This is a genomic window from Flavobacteriales bacterium (assembly GCA_016704485.1).
Lineage (GTDB): Bacteria > Bacteroidota > Bacteroidia > Flavobacteriales_F > PHOS-HE28 > PHOS-HE28.
Map to the genome: position 1 here is coordinate 953,709 of JADJAA010000001.1, position 25,675 is coordinate 979,383.

Here is a 25,675-nt window from a genome sequence, read left to right on the forward strand (position 1 = left end):
CTTACGGCAATTGCTCTGCACGGCTATTGGTAGGAACCGTACCTCCGATGTTCTCAAGAATAATATCCCGGTCATTGTTGGTTCCTGTATACCGGGCAACACCATCCATATTTACATCTTCCAGGTAATAGCCCGCTGTGGTATTGGTCGGTACGACTCCACCTATCAAAGTTAGTATGGGGTCACGATCATTGCCTTGACCGGTGTACAATAGCTCGTTGTCCACAATTACGTTTCCGGCCCACATAACATTCGTTCCACCAACGTTCAGTTGTGCTGCTGTACCAAAGGTGGCAACTGTACTGAAGTTCAGCGCTGTTGTGTTAGCTGATAAGGACACTGGAGCTGCCGCCATGCAAGCCAAGTGGTTCCGGTGACGGACCGCCACATAATAATTCGCCGCAGGAACAGGGAATGAAACTGGCGAAACACCATTCACATCAACAATGTCCCCATCACGTTGGATCAATGCCGAGCGTGTTGCTAGAACATTGGAGGAGTTACTTCCCGAACGAAGCTCCAACATCACCCAATCCACGATCGCATTGTTACCTGTAACAGCAAGCACACCTGTGGTTGTCGTTTCACCACCACCAAGCACTTGGCTGAAATCCGGCAGGGTGTATGGTTCATCCAAAGGCACCAGCGATGCTGCGCGCAGATCATCGTTCATGAGGCCGGTTACTTCCACATAAGGACCCTGCAACAATGCTTTTGCCGAGAGCAGAACCTGTTGCGTAGCAGAACCATCGAACTGAATATCATCAATGGCCATGTCGCTGGCATAGCCGTTTCCGGTGACCCCTCGGAAACGAACGCGAATGGTATTCCCTAGGTAAGGATCAAGGTCCACATTGCCCTGTATCCAATTGCTGCCCTGCGCTCCGGTAATGCTGAAGGCTCCATTGGTCCATGCGGACCCGTCCCATACATCGGCGTTCAACGTACCCATATTCGCCCCGAGCATATTGTACCAAAAGGTCATATGCGCTGTGGTCAACCCTGTAAGATCAATGCAGGGTCCTATAAGTTCCGCTACTTTGGATGGAAACCCGGTATTACTTGCCTCGGTGTAGAGGTAGAAACCACTTCCCGTGGTATGATCACCGGAAGGTCCCGTGTTGTTCGAAACCGTCGATCCCGACAAACGGGTCCAATCCATATCATCCCCGAAGTTCTGTAGCCAATCTCCCAAGCCGCTCTCGAAATCCTCAGCGTAAGGGAACGTACTCACACATCCAACGCCAACACAAAAATTGACGGTGACCGTATTGGTAAAGCTGCTCGCATACGCCAATGGCGCGACACCATCCAGTATAGCTATATATCCTTCCCCGTAATTGCAACACAAGCCATCACCCTGCGTGTCATTCACTGTCAGATCGTAACAACCCGCAGGAAGACAAAGTTGTATGTCAGGCTGTGGGTATTCCCCATTCGTGCCGACGGAAGTATAAGGGCCGCCACTAGCAACGGTGTTCTGCGATGCATCTTTAATGGTCCATGTGGTCTCCGCACCGTACCGGTCCAATATGACCTGTACCGTTACCGGCTGACAGTCAGAACTGGTGTATGACCATGTTGCACTAGGAGCTGCGGTTGCACATGCGTTCACCGCGCGAACATTCCAATAGTAGGTGGTGTTCGGCGCATTGGCAATTGTAGGTTGATACGACGTTCCGATGACCCCGGACCCCGTTTCCAGGATCGTGGTCATTGCCGCATTCGATCCTAGGGTGACCGTGTAGCTTACCGCGTTCGGATCGGCATTCCATGTAAGCGGACCGGTTGCTGCGGGTTCTCCATTCGCAGGCGTCAACAACGTCACTTGTCCGGGTGAACCCAGAACAGTAAGCGTCAATGGCAAGCTGTGGGGGCCGCTTGCACTGGTGGCATTCAATGTGATCGCATAAGTACCAGGAGTTACAGCTGCCGTATTCGAAATGGTGAGGGTAGTGCTGCCCCCGGGCGTTACCGGGTTCGTACTGAATGCTGCATTGGCACCTGCAGGGAGTCCGCTGACGCTGAGCGTAACGGGGCTGATGTAGCCAAGCAAGGATCCGACCTGCACTGCATATGTAGCATTGCTCGGTTGGCATGCTGATGCCGTAGCGTTAGTTACGTTCAGAGAATAATCCGGGCTGGATGAAGAGATCGTGAAGTTCGTGTTCGAGAGGTCGTAGAAGATGTTATTCGCGCCTTCGATCTTGATGCGTGCGGTGGTAGTTGGCGAATTCGGTAAGGTGACGGTCTGTGTGCCATCGTTCGGAGTACTCGCAATAAGCGTCGTAGGGAACGTCTGGCCACCATCGGTGGAAAGCAGGATATTCACATTCGCACAACTTACCGGTGAAGCTGTTGTGTTGGCAACATCCCAATTGATAGTCTGTGATGAAAGTGCAGGCCAGGCCACCGCAGTGTTGGGTTGCGTAACAAGAAAAGGCCCACTGTTGGAAGCTACCGTTACCACCATATTGTCCTGCCCATTGCAAGCACCGTTGTCCAAGTTATCTCGCACAGTTACACGGAAGTTGTACGTGCGACCGACGCTCGAAAGCACTTCCCAGGTTGGTGAATTGTTTGCAATCACATCCATAATGCTAGGCATCCAGCGAACGGGTGATGTTGACGGCAGTTTCGGGATCCATGCGGGACCGCCTGTATTCGTGGAAACCGGAGGCATGGTCACTACCGCATTATCCATTTGTTCCCAGCTATAGGTCAATGTCTGGGAGACTTGTGCGTCACTGCCGCTGGCGATAAGCACGAACGGTGTTGACCTCGGTATTGTCCGGTCAACTCCTGCACTTACGCTCGGAGCTGTTTCCCCAACAATTGTGGCGGAGGTCGGGCATGTGCTACTTGTCCCGCTGGTCACGTTCGCTGCTATCTCCTGCATACTGTATCCACCGAACATTGCAATACTGTTGTTCAACGGATTCGGCGCGCAGATACCTGCGTAACCCATGATGGTAACGCCGCTACCTACTTCTACAGCAGCGGAAGAAGCACGATTGCAATTATTGTTCTGTGTATGGTTACCGCCAAATTGATGGCCCATCTCGTGCGCGACATAATCAATGTCGAATGGATCACCGACAGGGTTGGGTTGACCTGTTACGCCTCCTGCTTTCTGCGAATTATTGCACGGACTATTCAGATAAGCTACACCGCCACCGCCGGTGCTGAAAACGTGGCCAATGTCGTAATTGGCACTACCGATCACACTATTACATGTAGTTTGGTTCTGGCCCAACATGGTCGATCCATTGTCGTTCGTATACGGATCCGTACTTGAATTCAAGTAGATCAAGGAACTGTTATTCGCGACCATTACCATCGTCAACGTTGCATCGCGTTCGAACATATCGTTCACGCGGTTCATCGTGGTGACCATTCCACTCATGGCACCACTTGTTGTTCCTCCTTTGGTTGCAGCATATTCACCTGTACAAGCCAATGCCAATCTGTAGGTCCGCAACTGGCAATCGCCCACGCGATCCGTGCCCATTTCAGCGATCCACTGGCGTGTTTGCAATGCCGCTGCATCCAGATCATTCACCTGATCATAACTACATCCTTGAAAAGTTGCAGCATGTGGTTTAATGAAATTCTTTTTCTCGTAGACCTGATAGCTCGTTATGTTGCCATCAAATAACGGGTCGATGAACCATGACTCGCGTGTTGGCGGCATGACCATTGCATGGAAACCCTGTTCGGTAATATCCAACTTCACCGTAGTTGCGAGATCATCCACTCCTACCCCACTGTATGTGCGGATCTGTGGGAATTGTGCTTGTAGGTCCGGGTGCATGATCGATACTTCCAGAATACGGAAATCGGCAGAGCCACCAGCTGGTGTTGGCAAAGCGATGATCGTAGTTGCGGACCGGCGATCCAGGATGGTACCAGCCGAAGCCTGTGCCAATTGAGAACGCAACGCGGGCATATCCAACGTTACGTAACGCGCTTGGTTCGGTGTGATGAGGCGCTCTCCAGAATTGGCGGTGGCTGCTGGAAACGATTGGTCGGACCACACGGAGCGGGTTTGTGCCATACTTGTTAATGGCAATACACTCAACGCAAAGCATGCGAGAAGAAAACGTGAAAACATGAATGAACTTCGGTTAACCTGCTGGGAGAAGGAGCCGGCGATTAATGGTATTCTCAGTGGAGGGGTCCTGAAAAAAAGTCACGCGAAGTTAACTCGGATCGAGGCACAAAGTCAACACGATCAGCATCTTCCGATCATCCTAACAACATTTGACTACCCCTGGATCACTCTTCCACTGCGACCCTCACCCCTTCGCTGTGACTACTGAACTCCGGTGCGTACATGCACATCACCGTCGTAATTCCGTTGCTGAAGTCGCCCGCGTGTGTTACCCGAAGATCGTACTCGAACACATAGGTGCCTGGCGAAATGCGATCGAAGAAGAAGTGCATGGCCACATCACGGATGCTTTGATAATAGCCCAATCCGCCTTGATAATTGTATCCGCTGATAGCTTCCGTTGGCTCCAGACCCGCCGCTCGCAGATCTTTCAGATGCACGTAGTCAACGTACCGATCGGTCTTTAGCTCGATGCGGATGGTGAGCAGATCACCAGGCTCTAAGTTGCGTGCTTTGTCCAATGCGATCAATTGCGGGCCGTTCTCCGTTTGTTCATGCAACATCACTTTCTTATTGATGACAAAAGGGCTATCATGTGGCGTGACCTTGTCCATTTGCTCGAGGTATTGCCAATGCAACGCACCCCATTGCACGCCGTCCTCGGATGTGGTGATCGTTACCGCGCCCATTTCGGGTTTCACGTTGCCTCCGCTCCAACTTTGTGTGAAGTAACCCGTGCCCGCTTCTTGTGCATCTGCTCGTACCAGTTCCGTACCCACTTTGATGACCGGTTGAGACTTCGGCTCCAACAGGTCGTTGCCCGTTAGCAACAACGCGTAACACGCTTCAGCTGTGGCTTTCGTCGTTTTCCAATCCGTGGTCTGTTTTAGTTTCAACAGGTATTGGCGTAACGCATCAACGCTTTGATCATCCTTCGTTACCTCATGGAATGCCTCGATCATCAACGCATGTGTCTCTGTCGGAAATTCATTCCAGGAATATCCTGCATTGAATTCTTTCCAATACATGCCAAGCTCTTCATTCCGCGTTGCACGCTGGGATAACGATATCATGATCAGCTCCGCAGTTGCATGGTCACCCATACGATCCAACGCCAACGCAGCCATGGCCTGCCCTTGAAATCCATTCTTTAGCCATGTAGCGGCCAATCGCTTTTTGTAGAATTCGATCGCGGTATTCGTTCCGCCTGTGATCGGCCAACGTTCGAAAAAGCTGCGCGTATACAGCATGTGGATATCCAATATGCTCGGCTCATATTTCTGAAGTGCTTCAGCGCTGTTCCGCTGCACAAGCTCCTTGTATGCACGATCGACATCTGCATCCAACCACTGCACTGCCTTTTGTAACATCTGCTGTGCTGGTCCTTCTCCACGGAGATCCGAAGCATTCAACGTTTCCAAATGCCCGAAACCTGCAACGATATGTTGAGTTATGTACCGGCTCTCGCGCATGCCGCTCCACCAAGGCCATGCGCCACTGCTTAATTGTGTGTCCTCCAATTTTTTCAACGCAACAGCTTCTTCGGAACCCATGCGCTGCAGATCAAAGAACAACGCAATGCGACGCTTGCGTTCGGTTACATTGTTCGCGTTCAACACCCACGGTGTTTCCTCGAGCACAGCCGTTTTTAATTCAGGATTCTTCTCAAGCGCAGATAGGAACGCTCCTTCATTCGCGTTGGCTTCTGCTTGCTCCTTCCAGGCTTCAAATACTTTCTTGATCACAGGACGTTCTTCTACAATGTGCCCTGCCAACCTGTTCGCGTAATAGCGACTGAAGGTCTGCTCGGCGCATGCATGCGGAAATTCCATCATGTACGGCAAAGCTTGTACCGCGTACCAAGCAGGATTTGGTGTGAACTCCAATTTCAAGTTCTGATGCTTCAGTGTGGTGCTCGTTGTGTTCTTCAACTTGTCGAGCGTGAAGGTCTTGGTGCCTGCCTTCGTTATGGAGATCGGTAAACTTTCGGTGACGAATACTTTATCTGTTAGAATTGGCAACACACGTTCTTCGCCATCACCGATCTCTCCATTTGTTGCTGAAATACGAATGCCAACAACGCTCCATGTTTCCGGCACTGTTATCTCCCATTCAAGAGACGCGCTTTTGCCTGGGCCAGCACTGAAATTCCGCACTGCGTCTGAAACTCCAAACTCTTTCGTCACCGTTCTATTCGTTAGTGGATCAAAGAGCTCCAGTGTTGCTTCACCGAGGACTTCATCCCCTTCGATCACATTCACTTTTGCGGTCAACGTGATGCGATCGCCAACGCGTAAAAAGCGCGGTAGGTTCGGTACGACCATCAGCGGTTTTTGCGTGATGGTCTCTTTGCTGAAATTCGCGATCTTCAGATCCGGCGTGTGTGCCAAGCCCAATACTTTCCAACGCGTTAATGCGTCAGGTGTTTTGAATTTCAACACGATGGAACCATCGCGATCAGTGAGCAGATCGGGGAAGAAAAATGCCGTTTCGCGGAAGTCACTGCGGAGGGGCTGTTGAACTGGCGCCTCTGAAATCGGCTTTAGTTCAGGATCTTTATCTAACCTTTGCTCAGTAAGTCCACCGACCCCGGCATCATAAAAAGCAGGACTTGCAACGATACTCCTTTCATCTTCAGCAAATAACCCCGGCGCAGGCGCATCAGCATCCATTCTCGTGTTCCGATGCATTACAACACCTCTGGAGCCTCCGGTCAAGTATTCCAGATTCCCTCTGTAACTTCCCATACCAAAAGTTTCCAAATATGGATAGCTCCGCATCGTGTCCGCAGCGCCGGCATAGTTCCGATACACCTCTTGCCCATACGCCTGCCCGAAGGGCTCTGCATGTGACCAACCCAATAGTGCTGAATTGCTTTGCCAAATGGATAGGTTCCAGTTTTGTGGTACGAAATGATCCAATGATGCATCGTACATCACAGTGAGCAATTGCGCGGCTACTTTTTCCTTCTTTGGTCCGGTGATCTTCAAGCGCCATTCTTCCCCTTGACCGGGTAAGAGTTTATCGCGGAAGGTTTGCCACTCGACATTCAATTCCTTGTTGCTCCACGGAACATCGATCCATTCTGTCGAGGTGTGTTGTCGTCCGCGTTCAACACAAACAAAATGTACTGCGAAACCACCGCGATCGCTTTCCAATGCCGGGATATCCAATCGCTGTTGGCCCTTCGTCAAGCGAATGCGCCTATTCACAACGATCTTACCGTCGCGTTCCACTTCCATCAATACGCGGCATTCATCCAGCGCACTGCTGATCAGGATCACTCCACTTTCCCCCGGCTCCACGGATGTCTTCAGTGACTGCAAGTGGAATGCCTCATTCACGAACCCGGTATTCTGAATTGTTGGATCGTAGATCGTGATCAGTTTACTAACCGTCACCGGAACCCCATCAGGGTCTTTCGTACTAACATCCACACGATACAGTCCCACTGTCCAAGCGTCCAATTCCGGCAAGAATGTCGCCTTCATATTTGCCCTGATACCCGCCTGCTCAAAGTGAACACGTTTCATCGGCCAGTTCATCGGGTCCTCTTGCGTCAGGTTATTCTGGCCTGGCAAGAAACGGTCTGGTTGTTCCCAAAGTCGATCACGGAATGGTGCCTCGACAGGAGCTTGCAATTCCACGATCTTAATGTCCATTGGAAGATCGACATCCTGACCGTTCAAATTCTTCACACGCACGTCCAAACTATCAGTTATCGAACGATCGATCGCATCGCCACCGTTGATCACAATGTCAACACTGCGGTAAGCGACATTGATCGTCGTTGTGCTTGTTTGCGTTTCTCCATTGATGTCGACCGCACTTGCTTCAACGGTATAGAAAAATGTTGGGTCCGCATCACGCGGAAACATCCGATCCGGTTGCGCAATGAACTTGATGATGAACTTTCCTTCTGCATCGCATTCGGCAATACCACTGGCCAATTGTGTTTCTCTGCCCCACGGCAAACCACGCCATCCCCAGCCACACCACCATGGCATTCGTGCGCCTCGTTTTACTGTCCATTGCACAGCGGCACCATCCAAAGGAACACCTGCGTAACTTTTTGCAACACCGGTAACGGTTGCTTCGGCATTCAGTTTCGGCGTATCGGTGATCGGGTCGAACAAAACCTCGAATGTTGGACGCTTGTATTCTTCAACCTGAAAGTACGCGGACCCATGTTCTTCTTCGATGTGCATGCCACCGGTCAGCACTCCTTGCGGTGTTCTGAACGAGCCATGGAACGAACCGTATTCATCGGTCGTCACATTCAAGGTGTCAACCAATTCACCGTTCACATCAAAGAATTCCACTTGCGTTGCGTAACCTGCTTTTACCGCGGTGTTCTTTCCATTCTTGGCAGTAACAATACCCTTGAATAATACTTCCTGCCCTGGTCTGTAGATCGCGCGATCCGTAAACATGAACGTGTGCAATGATCCCTCTTGCTCCTCGTAATGATCCATATGGACCCAACGTGACGCCGTATGGAACTTGTCATTGCCATTTGATATGCTCCATTTCAATTGACCTTGTTGACCCTTAAGCGTCGTTCGGACCATTCCCTCTTCACTGGTCGTGAATTCTTCAACCCCAATGAAACGGCGATTACCGGAGTGATCTTGGTTCCTGACATATGCCCATGCTTTCGCACCTTTTATCGGCTTGCCCGTTGTTCGATCCAGCACCAACAGGTCCAGATCATTTCCGTGGTAACGATCGACGATGGCAATATCGGTGCTCCAGAAATTAGCGAAGACCAACAGGTCATGTTCCGCTTTGAAACGTTCGCTATCGCTGATCAGAATGGCATACCTGCCGTAAGGCAACCCTTCGGTCGGCAACTCGGTCAGGTGCGCATTCATGTCACCGTCATCAGGCACAACCACAGACCACTCGCGCATTGGTTTTTTAGAGGCCAACTGCGCACCGCGATCATGGTCATAGCGTTGATCTTCGTTGATGTCCTGAGGGTCCATTACAACGCGCAACCACAGTTTCATTACATTCGTGTGTTGCACCGCGATCGTGGATCCCGCATTTCCGGGAACCGCCTCTTCGGCGAACAACTGTAGGGAAGGACGCTCCAATTGCGCTTTTAATACCGCCGCCTTTATTGCGCCATAGGAACCGGGGAACTTGGCGATCGCTGAGTCGCACAGAGTTCGTGCTTTGATCCGTTCTTCCTTGAAAGCATCACCGACCAACCGCTGATAGTTACCGGCTTGTTCGCTGTGCCAGGCTGCCATGGCAACACCAACTTCGCTATAGGCCGGTAACCGCACCAACCGGCTCTGTAAAATGGAAAGGGCTTTGTAGTACAAGCTGTCCTTATCTGCCAACGTGCTATGCTCCCGCACGAATGACAAGCGATCGAGAATGATATCCGTAAGCGCTACCGGAGCATCATCTGCCAGGTGGCTGCGCTCAAGTTGTTGGTAGGTGATCAACGCTTTATACTCCCACGACGCACTGTCGCGATGTGTGATCTTCTTCCATGCGAACGCTTCAAAGAGCTCGAAGTAGAACGGGTCGTCCAGCTTGAACCGCCACTCCGGTTCCGTTAGCCGCGTTTCGGAATTACTGAACACCTCGATGGCCCGCCTTCCCAGTAGATCGTATACCGTTGGTCTCAATTCGATCGCGCCATGCTCATTTCCCAATAGTTCACCGAGTCCCGCTGATGGGATCTGTTTCAATGTATCATACGGTTCCACGGACGCTGCATATTCCGCGATCACCTTCGACATGAATTGGCGCTGTGTCCATGTGCTTGGATCGCTTTCCGCTACATCTTCGGAGGACGCAAGGTCCGTTCGCTGCAACACCTGCCAACGACTCTGTTGATAAAGGTTCCAATAGCTCTCACCAATAACAGAGTGCAATACTTGTTTCAACGGCACATTGGCCTGTGCTGAACGCTCTTCCAATGCATTCAACCACACTGTTTTTTCAACTCCCGTTCGTTGTTCGAACGTTCCGCGGTACATCCACGCTTTGAACTCCGTGCGCCAATCGTTCCGGTCCTGGGCATCCGCTAGCAACCCATTCACCTGCTCCAATGCCGATGCGTATTGACCGATCTTGGTAAGACTATCGATCACGGTCCAGCGTGGATCAGTGGGTTCTATGTTCGCGGTGTGCACGTTGTTGCGGATGAGATCACAGGTCATCAAGAACGCTGAGATAGCGATCATTGATAACATGTTACGAAATTGAAGGAAGGAGAAATGCATGTGGATCATGCAAAGGTACCTCAGCCTGCCATGCGGCAGGCAAGCTCCCCTACTCAGAATGGAAAGTGAACTATGCCATTCATTGATCGCATCATGTATGAGGTCAAATCCATTCGCAGCTGCACCACAACAGTCTCAAAATGACATTCATGTACTTCTCCGGATATTTACCGAACAATGGTCTTGCAGATCAACTCCCGAATTTTACCATTTCGCAATAACACGTTCATGATACCGGACCCAAGATCATTTCTTACTGAACTTTTCGCATCGCTAAAAAGGCATGACATTGATGTGAGCCCCTTCGAATTGGATCACATTTGTTACCGTGTGGAGACAGAGATCTGTTATACGGAGATGAAAGTGTGCTTTCTGGAACATGCTCGTTTGCTCGTTGAGTCAATAGTTTCTGGGCGACTGATCGCAACGTTCAAGTTAAAGGCCCCGATCCTATTTGAAGGTCGGTCGATCGCCGTGATCGAGCTGCCCTCCCCTAAAAGCAGCTCGCCGTATTCCGAGGGGTATGAACATGCCGAATTCGTTATCGATAGTGATCCGGTGGCATTCACGGAACGCTATCCCCAGCTGGATTGGGACTTGAGTGGGACGCACAAAGAAGTGAATGCGGATGTTCGTTTACCTCTCGGAAGGATCAGTGTAAAGTTTCACCGGGACGCTTTGGAAAAGGTGATAGAGGGTGAGCGCTTAAAAGCTTAATGCCATTTCGCACCCTGGAATGAACAGGCGAGGTAATGTTCTTCATGAAAACCGATCAAAACTTACTTCGGGATCGATCTCTTTTCCTTCGAATAGGTGCTCGGCCAAATGCATTGCGCACCACGGCGCCAACAAAACACCTCGAGACCCAAGCCCATTGAATATGGCCTCATATCGTCCTGTTCTACCCAATATGGGACGACGATCTTTTGTGGCCGGCCGAACCCCTGATGAATGCTCCAGTACTTCTATCGGGAGCTTAACGAATGCCCTAAGCATGCCGAGTAGCTCTTCGCGTGCTTCTACTGTTCTACCCGTCCATACGTTGGTCCAATCGAAGGTGGAGCCAATGCGATACACATCATCGCCCAGCGGCAATATGAATACCCGCCGGTGTACCATGTTCTTGAATTCAAGACCGGGGATCCGCACCAATAATGTTTCGCCTTTCACGGGGGCTAAACCTTGCGCCGTTGAGAATGGACCCGTACAACGAACCAGCCAATGCGCTCGAACGTCACCAATGCTGATGTGATCCGGCCCAATTAGAACCTCCTCTTCTCGCACGTCACGTTCCGTGAACCGACCTTCGCCGATCAAGGTTTCTCGTTGCGCTGAAAGGGTCGCGGGAACATCCAACCATGCTGCCTGTGTTACCGTTCCATAGCCGTGCGGAGCATCGACCGGTGCTTGGTCCACATCTATTTCTGGCCTTTGAGCTATGAAAGGGGAACTTTCAGTATCCTGCATGACCCGCTCCCATTGATCGCGTTCAATGGGCGTTGGAAATACTTTGACCATAGGCAACGGATGCCAAAGATCAACGCCATTACATTCTTGCCATGACCTATAGAATGTATCAGCGATCGGCAATAATTCTCCTGCACGCCAACTCGGAATATCGCGCTTGAATACGATCGGGTTCACTACGCCTGCTGCGACCAAGGATGCGTTTCCGTTTCTTCTTTGATCGAAAACATGGATACGCGATCCACGCTGTTGAAGGACTTCTGCAAGCACTGCGCCAGCAAGGCCGTGGCCAAGTATTATCACATCATTCTGCACACACGCAAAGGTGGTGGAACTTCTTCAATGGTCCGGAACTACACGATCAACATGTTGATGTGTTACGCAGCGACCAACTGCATCATACGCTGCAGTAGTTCCTCTTGATCATACGGCTTATGGATAACGTCGCTTGTAGCACCTTCGGGCATCTTCGTGACCAAGTGCTCTATATCAAAACCAGAGATCACAATTACGGGGGTGTTGAGTCCTTCAGCATGCAACGCTTCTACGATCTCGAACCCATTGGCCTGGCGCTGGGACATCTCCAAAAGAATTACATCCGGACGTTCCGATCGTACACGCTCTACCATACCAGCGCTATCCACCAATGCAGTAACGGTCCACTGTGCTGCCACAAGTCTCTTTTCCAACAACTTGCGCACGAGTGCATCGTCTTCTATTAGGATAACGTGTGGCATGGTAGCGAAGGTTGCATTTGTATACGCGTCGCTTCACCATATGGTTCCGGATCACGGGGTCAGCGCATAACCGTACAATTAAAAAACCACCCGAACTGCTTGCTCTTAAAATGACGAAATGGTCTTAAATGCTTGCGTGGCCATTTCCCTCTTCTGGTGCGTCCAGGAATGTGTCGGGATCGGGTTCCACAGCACTTAGGTCATGGTTCTTTCCATTCATCAAAAGGCCTAACATCATGATCAAACTGGAGGTCAGGATAACGACCAGAAGCAAACTGCCATCCCGACCGGGTATGTGCAAGGCCTCCGGGATGTTATAAGCCAAAAGAACAGTGATCAACCCGCGCGGTGCTACCAAGGTGATCGTTCGAAGGCCTTTTACCTTGAACGATGTTGCAACCGCAAGACGAACGATGTATAGGATGCCGATAAGGGCAGCTCCCAAAAGGATCACATCGATATCCATGAGCCGCATGACGTCAATGGTAAGGCCGAAAACGATAAAGAAGAAGGTGCGCACAACGAATGCGGTTTCAGCGGTAACCAAGTGAAGCTCACTTTCAATGTTCTTCATGCTCCAGGTTCCCATCATGCGTGCTAAGCGCCCCCTGAAAATGAAGCTCTGATTACTCACCATTAAACCAAAGATCAGAATGATCAGTAGGGATGACAGGTGCAGCTTTTTCCCAACTGCATAAAGCAACATCAGCGTAGCGATCAATAGAAAGAATTTCACTTTGGTCTTGATCCGCTGAAAGACCCACAGCAAAGCCATACCGGCGACCACGGAAACAATAATGGTCAACACCACATTGCTGATCAGACCGAAGGCCATGTCGACCGAGGTGGACCCTCCGTGATCCTCGATCAGGAAATAGAACAACATGATCCCCAGAATATCAGAGAACGTTGCTTCATAGATGAGGAACTCTTTAACGTCCTTCTGCAAATTAGCCACGCTAGGCAGAACAATGGCGCTGCTTACAATGGAGAGTGGTATGGCATAGACCATGCATTTGTACAGTTCCGCACCGGTGTAATACTGGATCAAGAATGTTATGCCTACTGCTGTTATCAACATGGTGAACAGTGCTACGAAAAAGGATCGAACGATCATTCCCATTCTATCCGGAGTGAGTTTCAGGTCCAACGCTGCTTCCAGCACGATCATGATCAATCCGGAAATTCCTAAGATGTTCAACGCTTGTGACACCAAGGGGCCGGGAGTGTATGACCCATAATAGGCGATCACCTGATGCATCGCCAACCCTAGCACGATGAGCATGAATACACTCGGGATATTCGTCGCCTTGGCAAGCAAATTGAACATGTGCGATACGATGATCGCAACACATGCAATGATGATGAATATGTAGGGATCCATGGTCACGGTCAGGCGGGTTCGGTGGTGAATGTATTACAACCCGCTCAGGCGTCCACTTTGATGCCCTTAAAGATCCAGAACTTTTGACCGATGAAATTCACGGCTGAACAGAATCCGGTCGCACCAATGAACGCGACCAAGTACTTTTTCGGTACAGCAGCGAATAGCTCTTGCTCATGCAACATGTACAACAACAAGGAGTTTATGCTGACATTGAGGACCAGTGACACCCCATACGTAAGCAGGAACTTTACTAAACGGCGATTGCTCCGGTCCTTACGGCGCCACGTCCAACGCTTATTCAAGGAATAGGTAACCGTTAACCCACAGAGGAACGACAGTGTTTTACTCACTGCTTCGTTATTCATGATTCCGAAAAGATCCTCGGTAATTATCTGTAGGAATGCTGTGTAACATGCAAGGTCAGTAAGCACGGCCAACACACCAATAATGATGAACTTAGTGAGCTGCTTCTTATTTTCTGACAGCGAATCGAGCATCCTATTCCGTAGATCTTCCTATCAGTTGTTCAGCCCTTTGAAAAGGTCATTACCATTGGCGAACAACATTAGGCCAAGCAACAGGACCATGCCGACCATTTGGGCTACTTCCATAACGCGCTGTGGGGCTGGTTTTCCAACGACCATTTCGTAAAGTAGGAACATCACATGGCCGCCATCCAATGCAGGGATCGGAAGCAAGTTCATGAATGCCAAGATAATACTCAACAACGCCGTAAGGCTCCAGAATGCTTGCCAATTCCATGTGGATGGGAACATACTTCCAATGGATCCGAAACCACCGATCTGACTAGCGCCAGCTTTGGAGAACAACAACTTCAATGAGCTAACGTAACCCGTAAGCGTATTCATGGCAAGCGAGATCCCGGCAGGAATTGATTCTCCGAAACTGAAGGTCTCATGACCATAATTGAAATAGGTATCAGGCGAACGATTTCCAATTCCGATCGTGCCTTCTTCGCTCACTTTAACGGTTATGGCAATGGGCGCTCCGTCCCGTTGGACCTTCAAGGTTACTTCAGCTCCTTTATGCTCAGCAAGCGCTTTTCGGAAATCACCGAAGAATTTAGTATCAGTGCTGTTGACGGCCAGCATCACATCATTTTTTTTGACCCCCGCCGCTTCTGCATTATCTCCTACCATGACCGTATCCACAATGAAAGGGATGCGAATTCCGAAAAGTTCTTTCTCTCCCGAATTCAGGATCTTGTCACTCACATCCGGACTGAGCTTCACTTCCTGTTCAGTTCCGTTGCGCTCTACTGTCAGCGTATGCGCATCGGTCAATAGAATGTCCTTGGTGAGTTCCTCCAATGTTCTAGGTGTGCGACCATCCAACTTCAACAACCGATCGCCTTCCTGCACCCCTTCTGCTTTCATTACTTCGCTCGGGTGTATGCCGTATTTTACTTCACTTAGCGGAAGGAAATCACGCCCCCAAACGAAGAGCACCATCGTATAGATCAGCATGCCCAGGATCAAGTTCACCGTAACACCACCGACCATAACGATCAAGCGTTGCCAAGCGGGTTTGCTTCGGAACTCCCACGGCTCAGGTGGTTTGGCCATCTGTTCCTTATCCATGCTCTCATCGACCATGCCGCTGATCTTCACGTAGCCACCCAACGGCAACCACCCAATACCATATTCAGTACCGCCTTTATTCACTTTGAAAAGCGAGAACCACGGGTCGAAAAAGAGATAGAATTTCTCCACGCGGATCTTGAACCAACGGGCCGGGATGAAATGCCCCAGCTCGTGCAATATCACAATGATGGAAAGGCTAAGAATTAGCTGGGCTGCTTTGATCAATATGTCCATTAAGCGGGTACTCGTGTTCTCGCCACCCTACGCGTTTCCGCATCGGTGGCCTCCAGGTCTTCAAGCAACTGGATTTTGTGAAATGGCACGGTGGCCAAACAGTGTTCAATTAGGTCGCTCATTTCCAAAAAACCGATACGGTCCTTCAGAAAATGCTCTACGGCTACTTCATTCGCGGCGTTGAGAATGCACGGTGCGTTGCCGCCTTTTTCCATTGCATCCAATGCCAATGCCAAATTGCGGAACGTTTTCAGGTCCGGTTGTTCGAAGGTGAGTGAACTGTATTGTGCAAAGTCAAGCCGGGGCCAATTCGTAGGCAGTCGTTCCGGATAAGCCAGTGCGTACTGGATCGGCAACTTCATGTCAGGCAGGCCCATCTGGGCTTTCATGCTGCCATCGCGGAACTGCACCATGCTGTGGATGATGCTCTGCGGATGAACGATGATCTCGATCTGTTCCGGTTTCAAATTGAATAGCCACTTGGCCTCGATGGCCTCAAGGCCTTTGTTCATCAGGCTTGCGCTGTCGATGGTCACCTTTGCACCCATCTCCCAATTGGGATGCTTCAAAGCCTGGGCCTTGGTGACGGTCGCCAATTCCTCACGGGTCCAGCCCCTGAACGGGCCACCGCTTGCCGTAAGAACGACCTTCTCGATCGGGTTGTTCCACTCCCCTGCCATGCATTGGAAAATAGCGCTATGCTCACTATCCACCGGATAGATGTTCACACCCTTTTCTTTCGCGGCCTTCGTTACCATATCACCTGCAACTACAAGTGTTTCCTTATTCGCCAACGCAATGTGCTTTCCGGCTTCGATCGCTGCCAAAGTGGGGCGCAGACCGGCAATACCGACAAGCGCCGTTAGTACCACTTCAATCTCTTGCATCTGCACGGCCTGCTCCAACGCTTCCGCTCCAGCATACACTTTGATCCCTTGCGGAAACAGCAGGTCCCTGATCTCAGATAGTCGCGCCTGATCACCGATCACCACCGCATTCGGCTTGAATTCAAGTGCTTGCTTCACAAGAAGATCACAGTTCATGCCACATGTAAGCAGTTCCACTTGGAAATGCTCCGGGTTGGTGCGCACCACTTCCAAGGCTTGTGTACCTATGGAACCAGTGGAACCGAGTATGGCAATGGTCTTGGGCATTTGTCCTGTTCTGGAAACAGTCTGCTATGAACCTAGACCTATCCTTGATTTTTAGACAAGGTGCAAAGGTCGGGTTTATTGGCGGTTCCGAAGTCGGGCATCTTAAGCCTAGCATATCTGCAACGTACTCCGATCGAAATTGTGGTCGCCAAGGAAAAAGCCGGACTTCAAGAATATTCACTGTTCAGCTAACTACGACCAGAGCTATTTGGCGGCTGCACGTCTAAGCCGATCGTTGATCGCTCGACCGAGACCTTGTTCGGGAAACACTTCAGCCAAGATCACTTCTGAATCCGAGCGATCAAGGTCACGCAGTACACTGAACAGATTCCGCGCTGCCTCATTCAGATCACCACCAGCTGATAACCGTTCACATCGCCAAGCCGGGTACTCCGCGCTCAATGAGATCACAGCAACACGTTGTCCTTGATGCGCGACAAGTAGTTCATGTACATCACCAACGTACACGGGCTTCCGCGGGGCATAATGGCTGTCCAACATACCAGGAGCGACTGGGGTAACGGTCCGTTTCGCGGTGGATATTGATCCGATCACCGCCTCCAATTCTTCAACCGTAATTCCACCCGGGCGGTACAACACCCAATGTCCTTCTATACTTTTACCGCTCTGCTCCCATCCTAAAATGGTGCTTTCAACACCTACTGTACATGAACCGCCATCCAAGATGTATGGCACGTGCTCGCCCAACTGATCTGCAACATGTTGTGCCGTGGTCGGGCTCACATAGCCGAACGGATTAGCACTTGGAGCAGCAAGTGGAAAGGGCAAGGTCCGCAATAACTCCAAGGCCACGGGATGCGCTGGCATGCGTATTCCAACAGTGTTCAATCCACTGGTAACCAGGTCCGGTACCAGTGCTGTTTTGGGTAACACCAAGGTCAACGGGCCGGGCCAGAATGCGTCCATCAACTGTATTGCTCCTGTTGGTAGTTCGCTCACAATGCCTGGAACCTGTTCTCTGTCATGCACATGTACAATTAGCGGGTCGAAGGCAGGTCGTTGCTTCGCTTGAAAGATCTTCAGGACAGCGTCGGGGTCGAACGCATTTGCCGCTAGGCCATAAACCGTTTCGGTGGGGATCGCGACGAGCTCTCCCTTACGGAGCAGGTCTGCTGCATGATGTATATCGGTGCCGATAACGGACATTGGGCGCGAAGGTCGGGCGAAATTGGACGTTACGTCGTGTGTAGGATCTAGATGTAGCAGAACGCGAAGTCAGAGTTTGTTCTTTTTGATCGTAGAGTTTTAACGCAGGCGCAGACCTAAGGCAAGAAGGATTTTGACCGAACATGGCCTGTAATGAAAATGTTCTCGAGGAAAGGTGTTAATGGAAAAACAAATAAGAAAACCAACCCGTAAACTACTGATAGTAAATTACTTGTGCACATAGAGAACGGTTGATCACAAACTATTTTTAATTTATGATGTCAGGGTTTGTTTAGCCTTGCGACCAAATGATTAAACAGGTGGTCCGGTTTTTGATCACTATCGTAATTAAAAAGCAATCCTAAACACGTTGACCATGCCACGAGCAAGAAAAAAACTGATCCTTACCCAGCCCATCAAAGAAGGGCTTAAAGCCATCAAGGTCCGACTGGACCATCGCACTGTCATTACCCTCGCCAACATTAAGGCACTTGACTTTTGGAAGCAGCGCTACCCGAAAGCGGAGGTGATATCGTAATACCGGAAACCTTCTTGATGATGCAGGTCTCAAAAATTTGGTGACCAAGCCCATTGTCTTTGGTGACGTGGCGCGTCTCGTTTCGGACATTCGGTTCTGGCTGGCTCTGGTACTTGTGAACCGGTTCGTCGGCATTACCGACCCACCTATTGAGGCTACGCACAGTTGGCGCCAAACGTTCACCAACATGGTGGCGCGCAATATGGCCGAAAGAGATATCGATCTTCTTCATCCAAGAACGGACCTTGCCGGTGAGCGCGTGTATCGCTACTCTCCCGGCACGAACCGCCGATCATTCGCCAAGCGGGGCACCTTGCTCTGCGCATCGTTCATGCCACGTGCTTTCATCCAATTAGCGAACGTACCGCGGGGTAGTGAACGGATCACTAAAGGGCGCAGTACACTTCCGGTGATCAGGTCCTTGTAATACGGGTTGCGCTTTTGAAGTGCTGTGTCGATGGCTAATGCGAACTTTTCCAAATCGGCAGGAAGTGCGGCAAACTCAATGTGCCACTCGTGAAAAGGCAAGCCTTGGGTCGGAGCAAGTTCCGGAGCAACCGTGAACTCCGCTACTTCGCATGGGATGCTAGCCATGGCATCTTTCAATGCGCCTTCCACTTCTTCGGCAATAACGTGTTCCCCAAAAGCACTGGTGTAATGTTTGGTACGGCCGGTTACCACAATGCGTGGTGGCGTAAGCGAAACGAATTTGATGGTGTCACCGATCTCGTATCCCCAGAGGCCAGCATTTGTATAGAGCACGAGTGCATAATTCACACCAACTTTCACCTCTGCGATGGACAACACACGAGTCGCATTGTCTTCTGCAACCGTCCCTTGTTCCTTTCCAAGTTCCAAGAATCCGTAATAAATGCCGTTGTCCACTACAAGCAATAATCCCTCTTCGTTGGTCTTATCCTGGTATGCAATGAATCCTTCGCTGGCAGGAAATAGCTCAATACTTGGAACTGATCCACCGATAAGCGTTTCCATTCTACTTCGGTATGGTGAATAGTTCACGCCTCCATAGACGAACAATGAGAAGTTGGGGAATACCTCCCGCACATTCTTTTTTCCGGTCCGCGCCAACAACCGTTCGAAATACATCTGCACCCACGCTGGTATGCCGCTTATCAACCGCATATCCTCGGTCATGGTCTCGGAAACGATGGCTTCAACTTTCGATTCCCAATCCGGTATGCTGTTCGTGGCCATACCCGGCATGCGATTCTTCAACAGATAGCTCGGTACATGGTTGGCAACAATACCACTCAACCGTCCCGTTGGGATCATGTGGGTATGGTCGAGAACCGGGCTACCCTGCAGGAAGATCATCTTCCCATCCACGAAATTAGCCTTGCCACTGTGGTGCATATAAGCAAGCAAAGCGCGCCTTGCACTGTCAATGTGATTCGGCAAACTCTCTTTGGTGATGGGTATGTATTTCGCTCCGCTAGTGGTTCCACTGGTCTTGCATAGATAGAGCGGTCTGCCGGGCCATAGCACATCCTCTTCACCTGCAACGATCCGATCGATGTACGGTTTCAACGCTTCGTAATCGCGCAACGGAACAGCCTGTTGAAGTCCAATGTGATCATCCACTTCATCCAGCCGATGATCCTTCCCGAATGCCGTTGGATCACCTCCAGCAAGCAAGCCACGCAACACTTTTTTCTGTGCAGCCAAAGGGTCCATGGCCCGCCGCATCACATCGCGCGTTGCGATGCCTGCGTATGCTTTAGCTATGGAAGACTTGAATGACATTTACATTACTCCCTTCGGTCGATCGTTAATTCCTCCCGCCCAAAGTGGCGGGATTCCTAAGTCCCTTGGTTCTGTCTTCTACTTTGTTTAGGCCTTGGGCCTTCAGTTTTCCTGACCTGAACGATCGGGATCGATTCCTGATTCCTGAGTTCAGCGCTTTGGGTTTGATATGGCTTTGGATGGTTTCGTCTACGGCTGTGGCTATTACCTCCCAACGACTAAATTGAAGATAGATAAAATCACCGGGAATTAGAAATCAGGAATCAGGAATTCATTTATTGAAACACCATATAAGCTTGCGGGTCCACTGGTTCTCCGTTCAACCACAATTCGAAATGCAAATGCGGCCCCGTAGTTAACTCACCGCTGTTCCCTACTATCGCAATGGCCTCCCCAGCTCGTACCTTGTCTCCTGTCTTTTTCAACAACACACTATTGTGCTTGTACACGCTGATCAGGTCGAATCTGTGCTGGATCTGCAGTACATGACCTCCATCCGTTGTCCAGCTGCTCATGATCACTGTGCCATCCAAACACGCCTTAACTGCCGCATCGGCACTAGCAACAATGTCGATCCCAAAATGCTCCTGTCCCACCTCGAATGGCGATGTAACGATGCCTCGTAAGGGCGGAAAAAAGAAAATACTGCTCAAGCTTCTCCTGTCAGATGTGCCTTTCCCCTCGGTTAAGCTATACGCTTCTTCTTTAGCATTTCGGGCCCGCAACACACTATCCGCCTTACTCGGTGCGAGGTCAGCCGCCTCGGGTATTTTAACCGGAGTGAACAACGTAGCACTGTCAGCTGGCAACTCACCGCTCAGAACGTTGCGTAGATTCTGTAGATAGAGGTCGCGTATTGCAACCTCCGTTTCCAACGAATCTGCTAGAAGCGTGCTCCTATACGCATTCAGTTTGGTCTGTTGGTCGCTATATCCCGGAATGTATTTCTTCAACGGAGTGAACACGATGACTGCAGTGACGAAAGCGGCATGTATGGTAAAGGCTGCAAGTGCCAATAGCAGTACATTCATCCGGGTCAATCGTATGCTCAACCGCTCCTCGAACGTAGCGTCGTTGATGAGCATCAACCGGTACTTATCCCGCAACTTGGCGGACCAAGTACTGAACTTACTCTTCTTTTCCGCCTTTGGTGTTACGGTTGCCATACCCCCGCAAAGGTGGGAATAGATGTGATAAGCCAACATACCAAGTGTGGACAGCATCAATAGAATGCAAATTGAACGCTCTCGCAGTGGGGTCAGGACCAGTTGAATTCCCAGTATTGAGGCTGGTCACCATTTTTTGCAGCGGTCTATCCCGGACCAATGAAATATCTTCGCCCTTTCGTAGTTATGGAACCGTTAAAGGTGACAAGAGCCACTAAATATTACGTGAAATGGATGTCAGGTCTATTCATGGTTGCACTCATAACGGGCTGCTCACCAGAAAAGGACGCCTTTCTTAACCGTGCTTTCCATCGTTTGAACTCGCGTGATAACGGGTGGTTCAACGCCAATGAGATCCAGAAAGAAACGGTACGGACCATTGAAGATACTTATGAGGACGACTATGATAAGGTCCTACCGCTTTTCGTTTATGGTTCCGTCGAGCAAAAAACCTCAGCAACTCCCGATCTGGAGAAATGCATTGATAAATGTTCGCTGGTCATCGAACGGCATTCCATGGATATCGAAGGCAAACAACGGAACAGCTGGATCGATGATGCCTACTTCGTGATCGCCAAAAGTCAATTCTACAAAGGCAATTATTACGAGGCCGAGCGTGGATTCGCGTACATCGCTCGCCGATTCAAGGGAGAAAACAAACAACTGGAAGGAAAGATCTGGCTAGCCCGTACCGCCATTGAACTGGAACAATTCGGCAAGGCACAGACCGCCTTGGACCAAGTAACGGAAGAGAAAAAACTCCCTAAGAAATTCGACCACGGTGAGTTGAGCGCCGTGTATGCCGAGCTGAACCTGAAGCGCGGAAAGATCGACGATGCGATCATTCATCTGGAGCGTGCCGTGGATCAGGCAGAAGCCAAGCGGGAGCGCATCCGCTGGGCCTTTATTCTTGCTCAACTCTATGATGTTAAGGGTCAAGAGGAGAAAGCAATTAAGCAGTTCGCATCCGTGGTTAAAATGGGGCCACCTTATGAAATGGCATTCCACGCGCAGATCTTTCAGGCATTGGCATACAAACGCGGCGATAGTAAAACGCTGCGTAAAAAGCTGCGAGGAATGCTGCGTGATGACAAGAATGTCGATCACTTTGACATGATCCATTATGCGATCGCGGATCTGGACCTTAAGGATAGGATGGATTCTTCGGCTATAGACCACTTGGAAACAAGCTCGCGCGTTAGTACCACTGACACGAAGCAAAAGGCCAAGACCTACATGAAATTGGCCGACATCTATTTTGATGACCGTGCTTATGCTCGTTCTCAGAAATATTATGACAGCACGTTAACGGTTCTGAATGAAGAGCACGCACGCTACCGGGAAGTTGAGACCCGTGCGCAGGTTTTGGGTGACCTTGTGGAACAATTGGAGATCATCGCTCTGGAGGATAGCCTACAAGAGTTAGCACAACTGGACGAGGGTGAATTAGAGAAGAGGCTTAGAAGAATAATTCGTGACCGCGAGGATCGAGAAGCCGAGGCTGCCAGAGCGGAAGATGAAGCGCGTACGTTATTGGAGAACAACCCTGACGCTGGTAAACCGACAGTAACACCAACCGGAGGGGAGACAGGAAATTGGTACTTCTACTCGCCCCAGCAGATAGGCCGCGGGCTCACTCAATTCAGAAAGCGCTGGGGCAATAGAAAGCTCGAAGATGATTGGCGCCGGAAAGACAAGTCCGGTAGCGCGTTGGCAGACCAAGTGATCGAAGAAGACCTCCTTGCGGATGAAGAAAACGGCGACGAAAAAGAAAAGGCCGAAGAAGAATGGAAGGACCCTTCCTTTTATATGAAGGACCTCCCAATGGACCCAGAAGCTCTGGAGGCCAGTAATAGCAAGGTATGCGGTGCGCTGTATGCAAGCGGCATGATCTATAAAGAACAACTGAAGGACCCGGACAACGCCATTGAAAGTTTCGAGGTACTAACGGATAGGTTCGAAGATTGCCAGTTCACTCCGGAAAGCTATTACCAGCTGTACAGGATCTACTTGGAAAAAGAACAGACCACGAATTACTTCTCTCCGGACGGTTCCGGATCCCAACTCTATGCCAATATTATTCTTGAGCGTTGGCCGGATTCCGAATTCGCAAGACTCATCCGCGATCCGAACATTCTTGCAGCCGATGAAGAACGAAGGTTCGAAGAAGAGGCGGTGTATAAAGAAGTCTACGATCGGTACCGACAATACTTATTTTCTTCCGTGATAGTCTCGTGCAATGGCGTTATTGAGAATGAACCCCGCAACCACTTCCTTGCCAAATACCACATGTTGCGAGCCATGGCCATCGGCGGTATGCGCGATGCGAATGGGTTCCGGAACGCCCTTACCCAGATCACGGTATTATTCCCAGGAACGGATGAAGCGAATGCCGCGACAACCCTTTTGAACGCTATGGGTGGTGGCGAGACTTCGCAAACGAATACGGATTCAGGTACAATAGCCCCTCCTAGCAAGCCCGTTCTGGATACAGAGCTGTTCAAGGACGAACCCGGCCAGCACTCATTTGCCATGATCGTCCCAAATGAAGGAAATGATATGGACATGTTCAAAACCTTGTTAAGCAACTTCAACACTACGCATTTGCCCGCAACACAGTTGGAAGTGACCAATACCTTTTTGGATCCCGAACACCAAGTGATACTTGTTGGTGTCTTCCCAACTAAAGCCGCAGCCATGGAATATTACAACCTGTTCATGACCAATACGTTGGATCTGATGACGGTAAACGACCAAGGATTCCCCGCCTTTGCGATCAGCACCAAGAATTACGCTCAGTTCTACCAAAGCAAGGATGTGGATGCCTACACAGTATTCTTCATGCAGAACTATATTGAAGGACAATAGGAAAAACAACACCGATACTTACCTTTGTGGTTCTATCTGACTGACCCTAACCCCAATGGGAACCATGTTCCGAAGTGAAAAACCCGCCCCTACCACCATGAACAAGCCATTAGAAACCGTGAGCCCAGGCAAGATCAATTCCATTATGGAGGGCACTGTGATCGAAGGCGAGATCAGATCGGATAGCAACATCCGTATTGACGGGCGAGTGAAGGGTTCCGTGAATGCGAAGGGCCGCGTTATCGTTGGCCAAAGTGGAGTTATTGAAGGCGAAGTGATCTGCCAAAGCAGTGATATTGAAGGAACCGTGATCGGCAAAGTGAACTGTCAGGATGTGCTTAGCTTGAAGGCAACTGCCAAATTGCAGGGTGACATCAACACAAAGAAACTGGCGATCGAGCCCGGTGCTACTTTCACCGGTAATTGCAGCATGGCTGGTGGTGTGGTTAAGGAAATGGACCCGGTTCGCTTGCGCACGGAAAGCAATGGCCGCACGGAAAACACCGTGCAAGCTACGCGCTAAGCATTCAAGCCGACACGTCGATCCATGGCTCCTGTTCCGGAGGCCCGTTCACGGTCATTCACGCTGCCGCTTCTTCTCTTTACGGGAATATGTGCTGGTGCCACATGGCTTGCTCTCTATGTCCTTGACAAGCCATTTATGAAATTTCATGTTGGCATTCTGCTCTATTTCGGCTCCATTACGTTCCTCTTACACTATTGGCAGGAGCGCGCCGTTGTTAATGACCCTAAGGGTTTCGTGCACCGCTTTATGACCGGCTTGGTGGTAAAGATGTTCCTTTCACTTATTCTGCTGGTGGTGCTTATCTTCTTTTTAACACAAGAGCAGGCCATTCCGATCGCCATTGCCTTCGCATTCCTATATCTGGCATTTTTAGCATTCAGCACTATCCGATTGTCCGGAATTCTGCGCAAACTCCCCAAACCGTGAGTACGCCGGAGGAACTGGAAAAGGCAAGACGCAACTACAACGGCTACTTGCGCTACACCGGTCTCGGGTTCAGTATGATCGGGATCGTGCTCGCGGGAACATGGGGCGGCTGGTATTTGGATGGTCTACTGAAGCTGAAGTATCCCGTATTCACGATCATACTTAGCCTGCTCGGTATTGTCGGTGCCATGGTGTATCTGTTCAAAGAGACCGGAAAAAGGTGAACTCCGCCTTTTACGGATCTTCCGCTACCAACTTTCGCCGCATAGTTCTACCTT

17 protein-coding genes are annotated in these 25,675 nt (G+C 50.3%); 6 read left to right on the plus strand and 11 right to left on the minus strand.

Annotation, left to right across the window (positions count from 1 at the left end):
* Position 1: 1 nt before the first annotated feature.
* Positions 2-4,057 (minus strand): hypothetical protein, encoded by a 4,056-nt coding sequence (locus tag IPF95_04105; protein ID MBK6473877.1) that lies wholly within the window; start codon positions 4,055-4,057, stop codon positions 2-4.
* Between the two features lie 221 nt (positions 4,058-4,278).
* A complete protein-coding gene (locus IPF95_04110) occupies positions 4,279-10,320 on the minus strand; it encodes a hypothetical protein (GenBank protein ID MBK6473878.1) in 6,042 nt (2,013 codons plus the stop codon).
* A gap of 267 nt (positions 10,321-10,587) precedes the next feature.
* Here IPF95_04110 and IPF95_04115 point away from each other — a divergent pair, with 267 nt between their 5' ends.
* Positions 10,588-11,076 carry a VOC family protein gene (locus IPF95_04115; protein MBK6473879.1) on the plus strand — a complete coding sequence of 163 codons (489 nt, stop codon included), beginning with the start codon at positions 10,588-10,590 and terminating at the stop codon, positions 11,074-11,076.
* Positions 11,077-11,118: 42 nt separating this feature from the next.
* Here the strand turns inward: IPF95_04115 and IPF95_04120 are convergent, their stop codons facing one another.
* The 7 genes from IPF95_04120 to IPF95_04150 form a co-directional block, all read right to left on the minus strand.
* On the minus strand, positions 11,119-12,141 hold the full coding sequence (locus tag IPF95_04120) for an FAD-binding oxidoreductase (GenBank protein ID MBK6473880.1): 1,023 nt from the start codon (positions 12,139-12,141) through the stop codon (positions 11,119-11,121).
* A gap of 62 nt (positions 12,142-12,203) precedes the next feature.
* Entirely contained in the window at positions 12,204-12,563 is a 360-nt protein-coding gene (locus IPF95_04125; GenBank protein ID MBK6473881.1) for a response regulator, read from the minus strand.
* A 124-nt stretch (positions 12,564-12,687) separates the two neighbouring features.
* Positions 12,688-13,947, minus strand: a complete 1,260-nt coding sequence (locus tag IPF95_04130) for a cation:proton antiporter (GenBank protein ID MBK6473882.1) — start codon at positions 13,945-13,947, stop codon at positions 12,688-12,690.
* Between the two features lie 44 nt (positions 13,948-13,991).
* Positions 13,992-14,447: a GtrA family protein gene (locus tag IPF95_04135; protein ID MBK6473883.1), complete on the minus strand. Its 456-nt coding sequence runs from the start codon at positions 14,445-14,447 to the stop codon at positions 13,992-13,994.
* 21 nt (positions 14,448-14,468) lie between these two features.
* A complete protein-coding gene (gene rseP / locus IPF95_04140; protein MBK6473884.1) occupies positions 14,469-15,788 on the minus strand; it encodes an RIP metalloprotease RseP in 1,320 nt (439 codons plus the stop codon).
* A complete protein-coding gene (locus tag IPF95_04145) occupies positions 15,788-16,942 on the minus strand; it encodes a 1-deoxy-D-xylulose-5-phosphate reductoisomerase (GenBank protein ID MBK6473885.1) in 1,155 nt (384 codons plus the stop codon). The genes rseP and IPF95_04145 overlap by 1 nt, the downstream gene beginning before the upstream one ends.
* A 204-nt stretch (positions 16,943-17,146) precedes the next feature.
* Positions 17,147-18,109, minus strand: coding sequence for a threonylcarbamoyl-AMP synthase (locus tag IPF95_04150; protein MBK6473886.1), 963 nt, complete (start codon positions 18,107-18,109; stop codon positions 17,147-17,149).
* 376 nt (positions 18,110-18,485) lie between these two features.
* Here IPF95_04150 and IPF95_04155 point away from each other — a divergent pair, with 376 nt between their 5' ends.
* Complete coding sequence (locus IPF95_04155) at positions 18,486-18,647, plus strand: hypothetical protein (protein MBK6473887.1); 162 nt, start codon at positions 18,486-18,488, stop codon at positions 18,645-18,647.
* Between the two features lie 267 nt (positions 18,648-18,914).
* On the opposite strand, the gene IPF95_04160 is transcribed toward IPF95_04155, so the two are convergent.
* Both IPF95_04160 and IPF95_04165 read right to left on the minus strand, forming a co-directional pair.
* Complete coding sequence (locus tag IPF95_04160; protein MBK6473888.1) at positions 18,915-20,411, minus strand: GH3 auxin-responsive promoter family protein; 1,497 nt, start codon at positions 20,409-20,411, stop codon at positions 18,915-18,917.
* Between the two features lie 275 nt (positions 20,412-20,686).
* Positions 20,687-21,634, minus strand: a complete 948-nt coding sequence (locus tag IPF95_04165) for a M23 family metallopeptidase (protein MBK6473889.1) — start codon at positions 21,632-21,634, stop codon at positions 20,687-20,689.
* A 129-nt stretch (positions 21,635-21,763) separates the two neighbouring features.
* Here IPF95_04165 and IPF95_04170 point away from each other — a divergent pair, with 129 nt between their 5' ends.
* The 4 genes from IPF95_04170 to IPF95_04185 all read left to right on the plus strand — a co-directional run bounded on the left by IPF95_04170 (position 21,764) and on the right by IPF95_04185 (position 25,621).
* Entirely contained in the window at positions 21,764-24,445 is a 2,682-nt protein-coding gene (locus IPF95_04170; protein ID MBK6473890.1) for a hypothetical protein, read from the plus strand.
* A 97-nt stretch (positions 24,446-24,542) separates the two neighbouring features.
* Positions 24,543-24,968, plus strand: a complete 426-nt coding sequence (locus IPF95_04175) for a polymer-forming cytoskeletal protein (GenBank protein ID MBK6473891.1) — start codon at positions 24,543-24,545, stop codon at positions 24,966-24,968.
* Between the two features lie 24 nt (positions 24,969-24,992).
* Positions 24,993-25,397 carry a hypothetical protein gene (locus tag IPF95_04180; GenBank protein ID MBK6473892.1) on the plus strand — a complete coding sequence of 135 codons (405 nt, stop codon included), beginning with the start codon at positions 24,993-24,995 and terminating at the stop codon, positions 25,395-25,397.
* Positions 25,394-25,621 carry an AtpZ/AtpI family protein gene (locus IPF95_04185; GenBank protein MBK6473893.1) on the plus strand — a complete coding sequence of 76 codons (228 nt, stop codon included), beginning with the start codon at positions 25,394-25,396 and terminating at the stop codon, positions 25,619-25,621. Before IPF95_04180 ends, IPF95_04185 begins: the two co-directional genes overlap by 4 nt.
* Positions 25,622-25,675: the final 54 nt, after the last annotated feature.

Coding starts and splice junctions, on each gene's coding strand:
- IPF95_04105 (MBK6473877.1), bottom strand. CDS start 4,057: ATGGCACAAACCCGCTCCGTGTGGTCCGACCAATCGTTTCCAGCAGCC.
- IPF95_04110 (MBK6473878.1), bottom strand. CDS start 10,320: ATGATCGCTATCTCAGCGTTCTTGATGACCTGTGATCTCATCCGCAAC.
- IPF95_04115 (MBK6473879.1), top strand. CDS start 10,588: ATGATACCGGACCCAAGATCATTTCTTACTGAACTTTTCGCATCGCTA.
- IPF95_04125 (MBK6473881.1), bottom strand. CDS start 12,563: ATGCCACACGTTATCCTAATAGAAGACGATGCACTCGTGCGCAAGTTG.
- IPF95_04130 (MBK6473882.1), bottom strand. CDS start 13,947: ATGGATCCCTACATATTCATCATCATTGCATGTGTTGCGATCATCGTA.
- IPF95_04135 (MBK6473883.1), bottom strand. CDS start 14,447: ATGCTCGATTCGCTGTCAGAAAATAAGAAGCAGCTCACTAAGTTCATC.
- rseP (MBK6473884.1), bottom strand. CDS start 15,788: ATGGACATATTGATCAAAGCAGCCCAGCTAATTCTTAGCCTTTCCATC.
- IPF95_04145 (MBK6473885.1), bottom strand. CDS start 16,942: ATGCCCAAGACCATTGCCATACTCGGTTCCACTGGTTCCATAGGTACA.
- IPF95_04150 (MBK6473886.1), bottom strand. CDS start 18,109: ATGTCCGTTATCGGCACCGATATACATCATGCAGCAGACCTGCTCCGT.
- IPF95_04155 (MBK6473887.1), top strand. CDS start 18,486: ATGCCACGAGCAAGAAAAAAACTGATCCTTACCCAGCCCATCAAAGAA.
- IPF95_04160 (MBK6473888.1), bottom strand. CDS start 20,411: ATGTCATTCAAGTCTTCCATAGCTAAAGCATACGCAGGCATCGCAACG.
- IPF95_04165 (MBK6473889.1), bottom strand. CDS start 21,634: ATGCTGTCCACACTTGGTATGTTGGCTTATCACATCTATTCCCACCTT.
- IPF95_04170 (MBK6473890.1), top strand. CDS start 21,764: ATGGAACCGTTAAAGGTGACAAGAGCCACTAAATATTACGTGAAATGG.
- IPF95_04175 (MBK6473891.1), top strand. CDS start 24,543: ATGAACAAGCCATTAGAAACCGTGAGCCCAGGCAAGATCAATTCCATT.
- IPF95_04180 (MBK6473892.1), top strand. CDS start 24,993: ATGGCTCCTGTTCCGGAGGCCCGTTCACGGTCATTCACGCTGCCGCTT.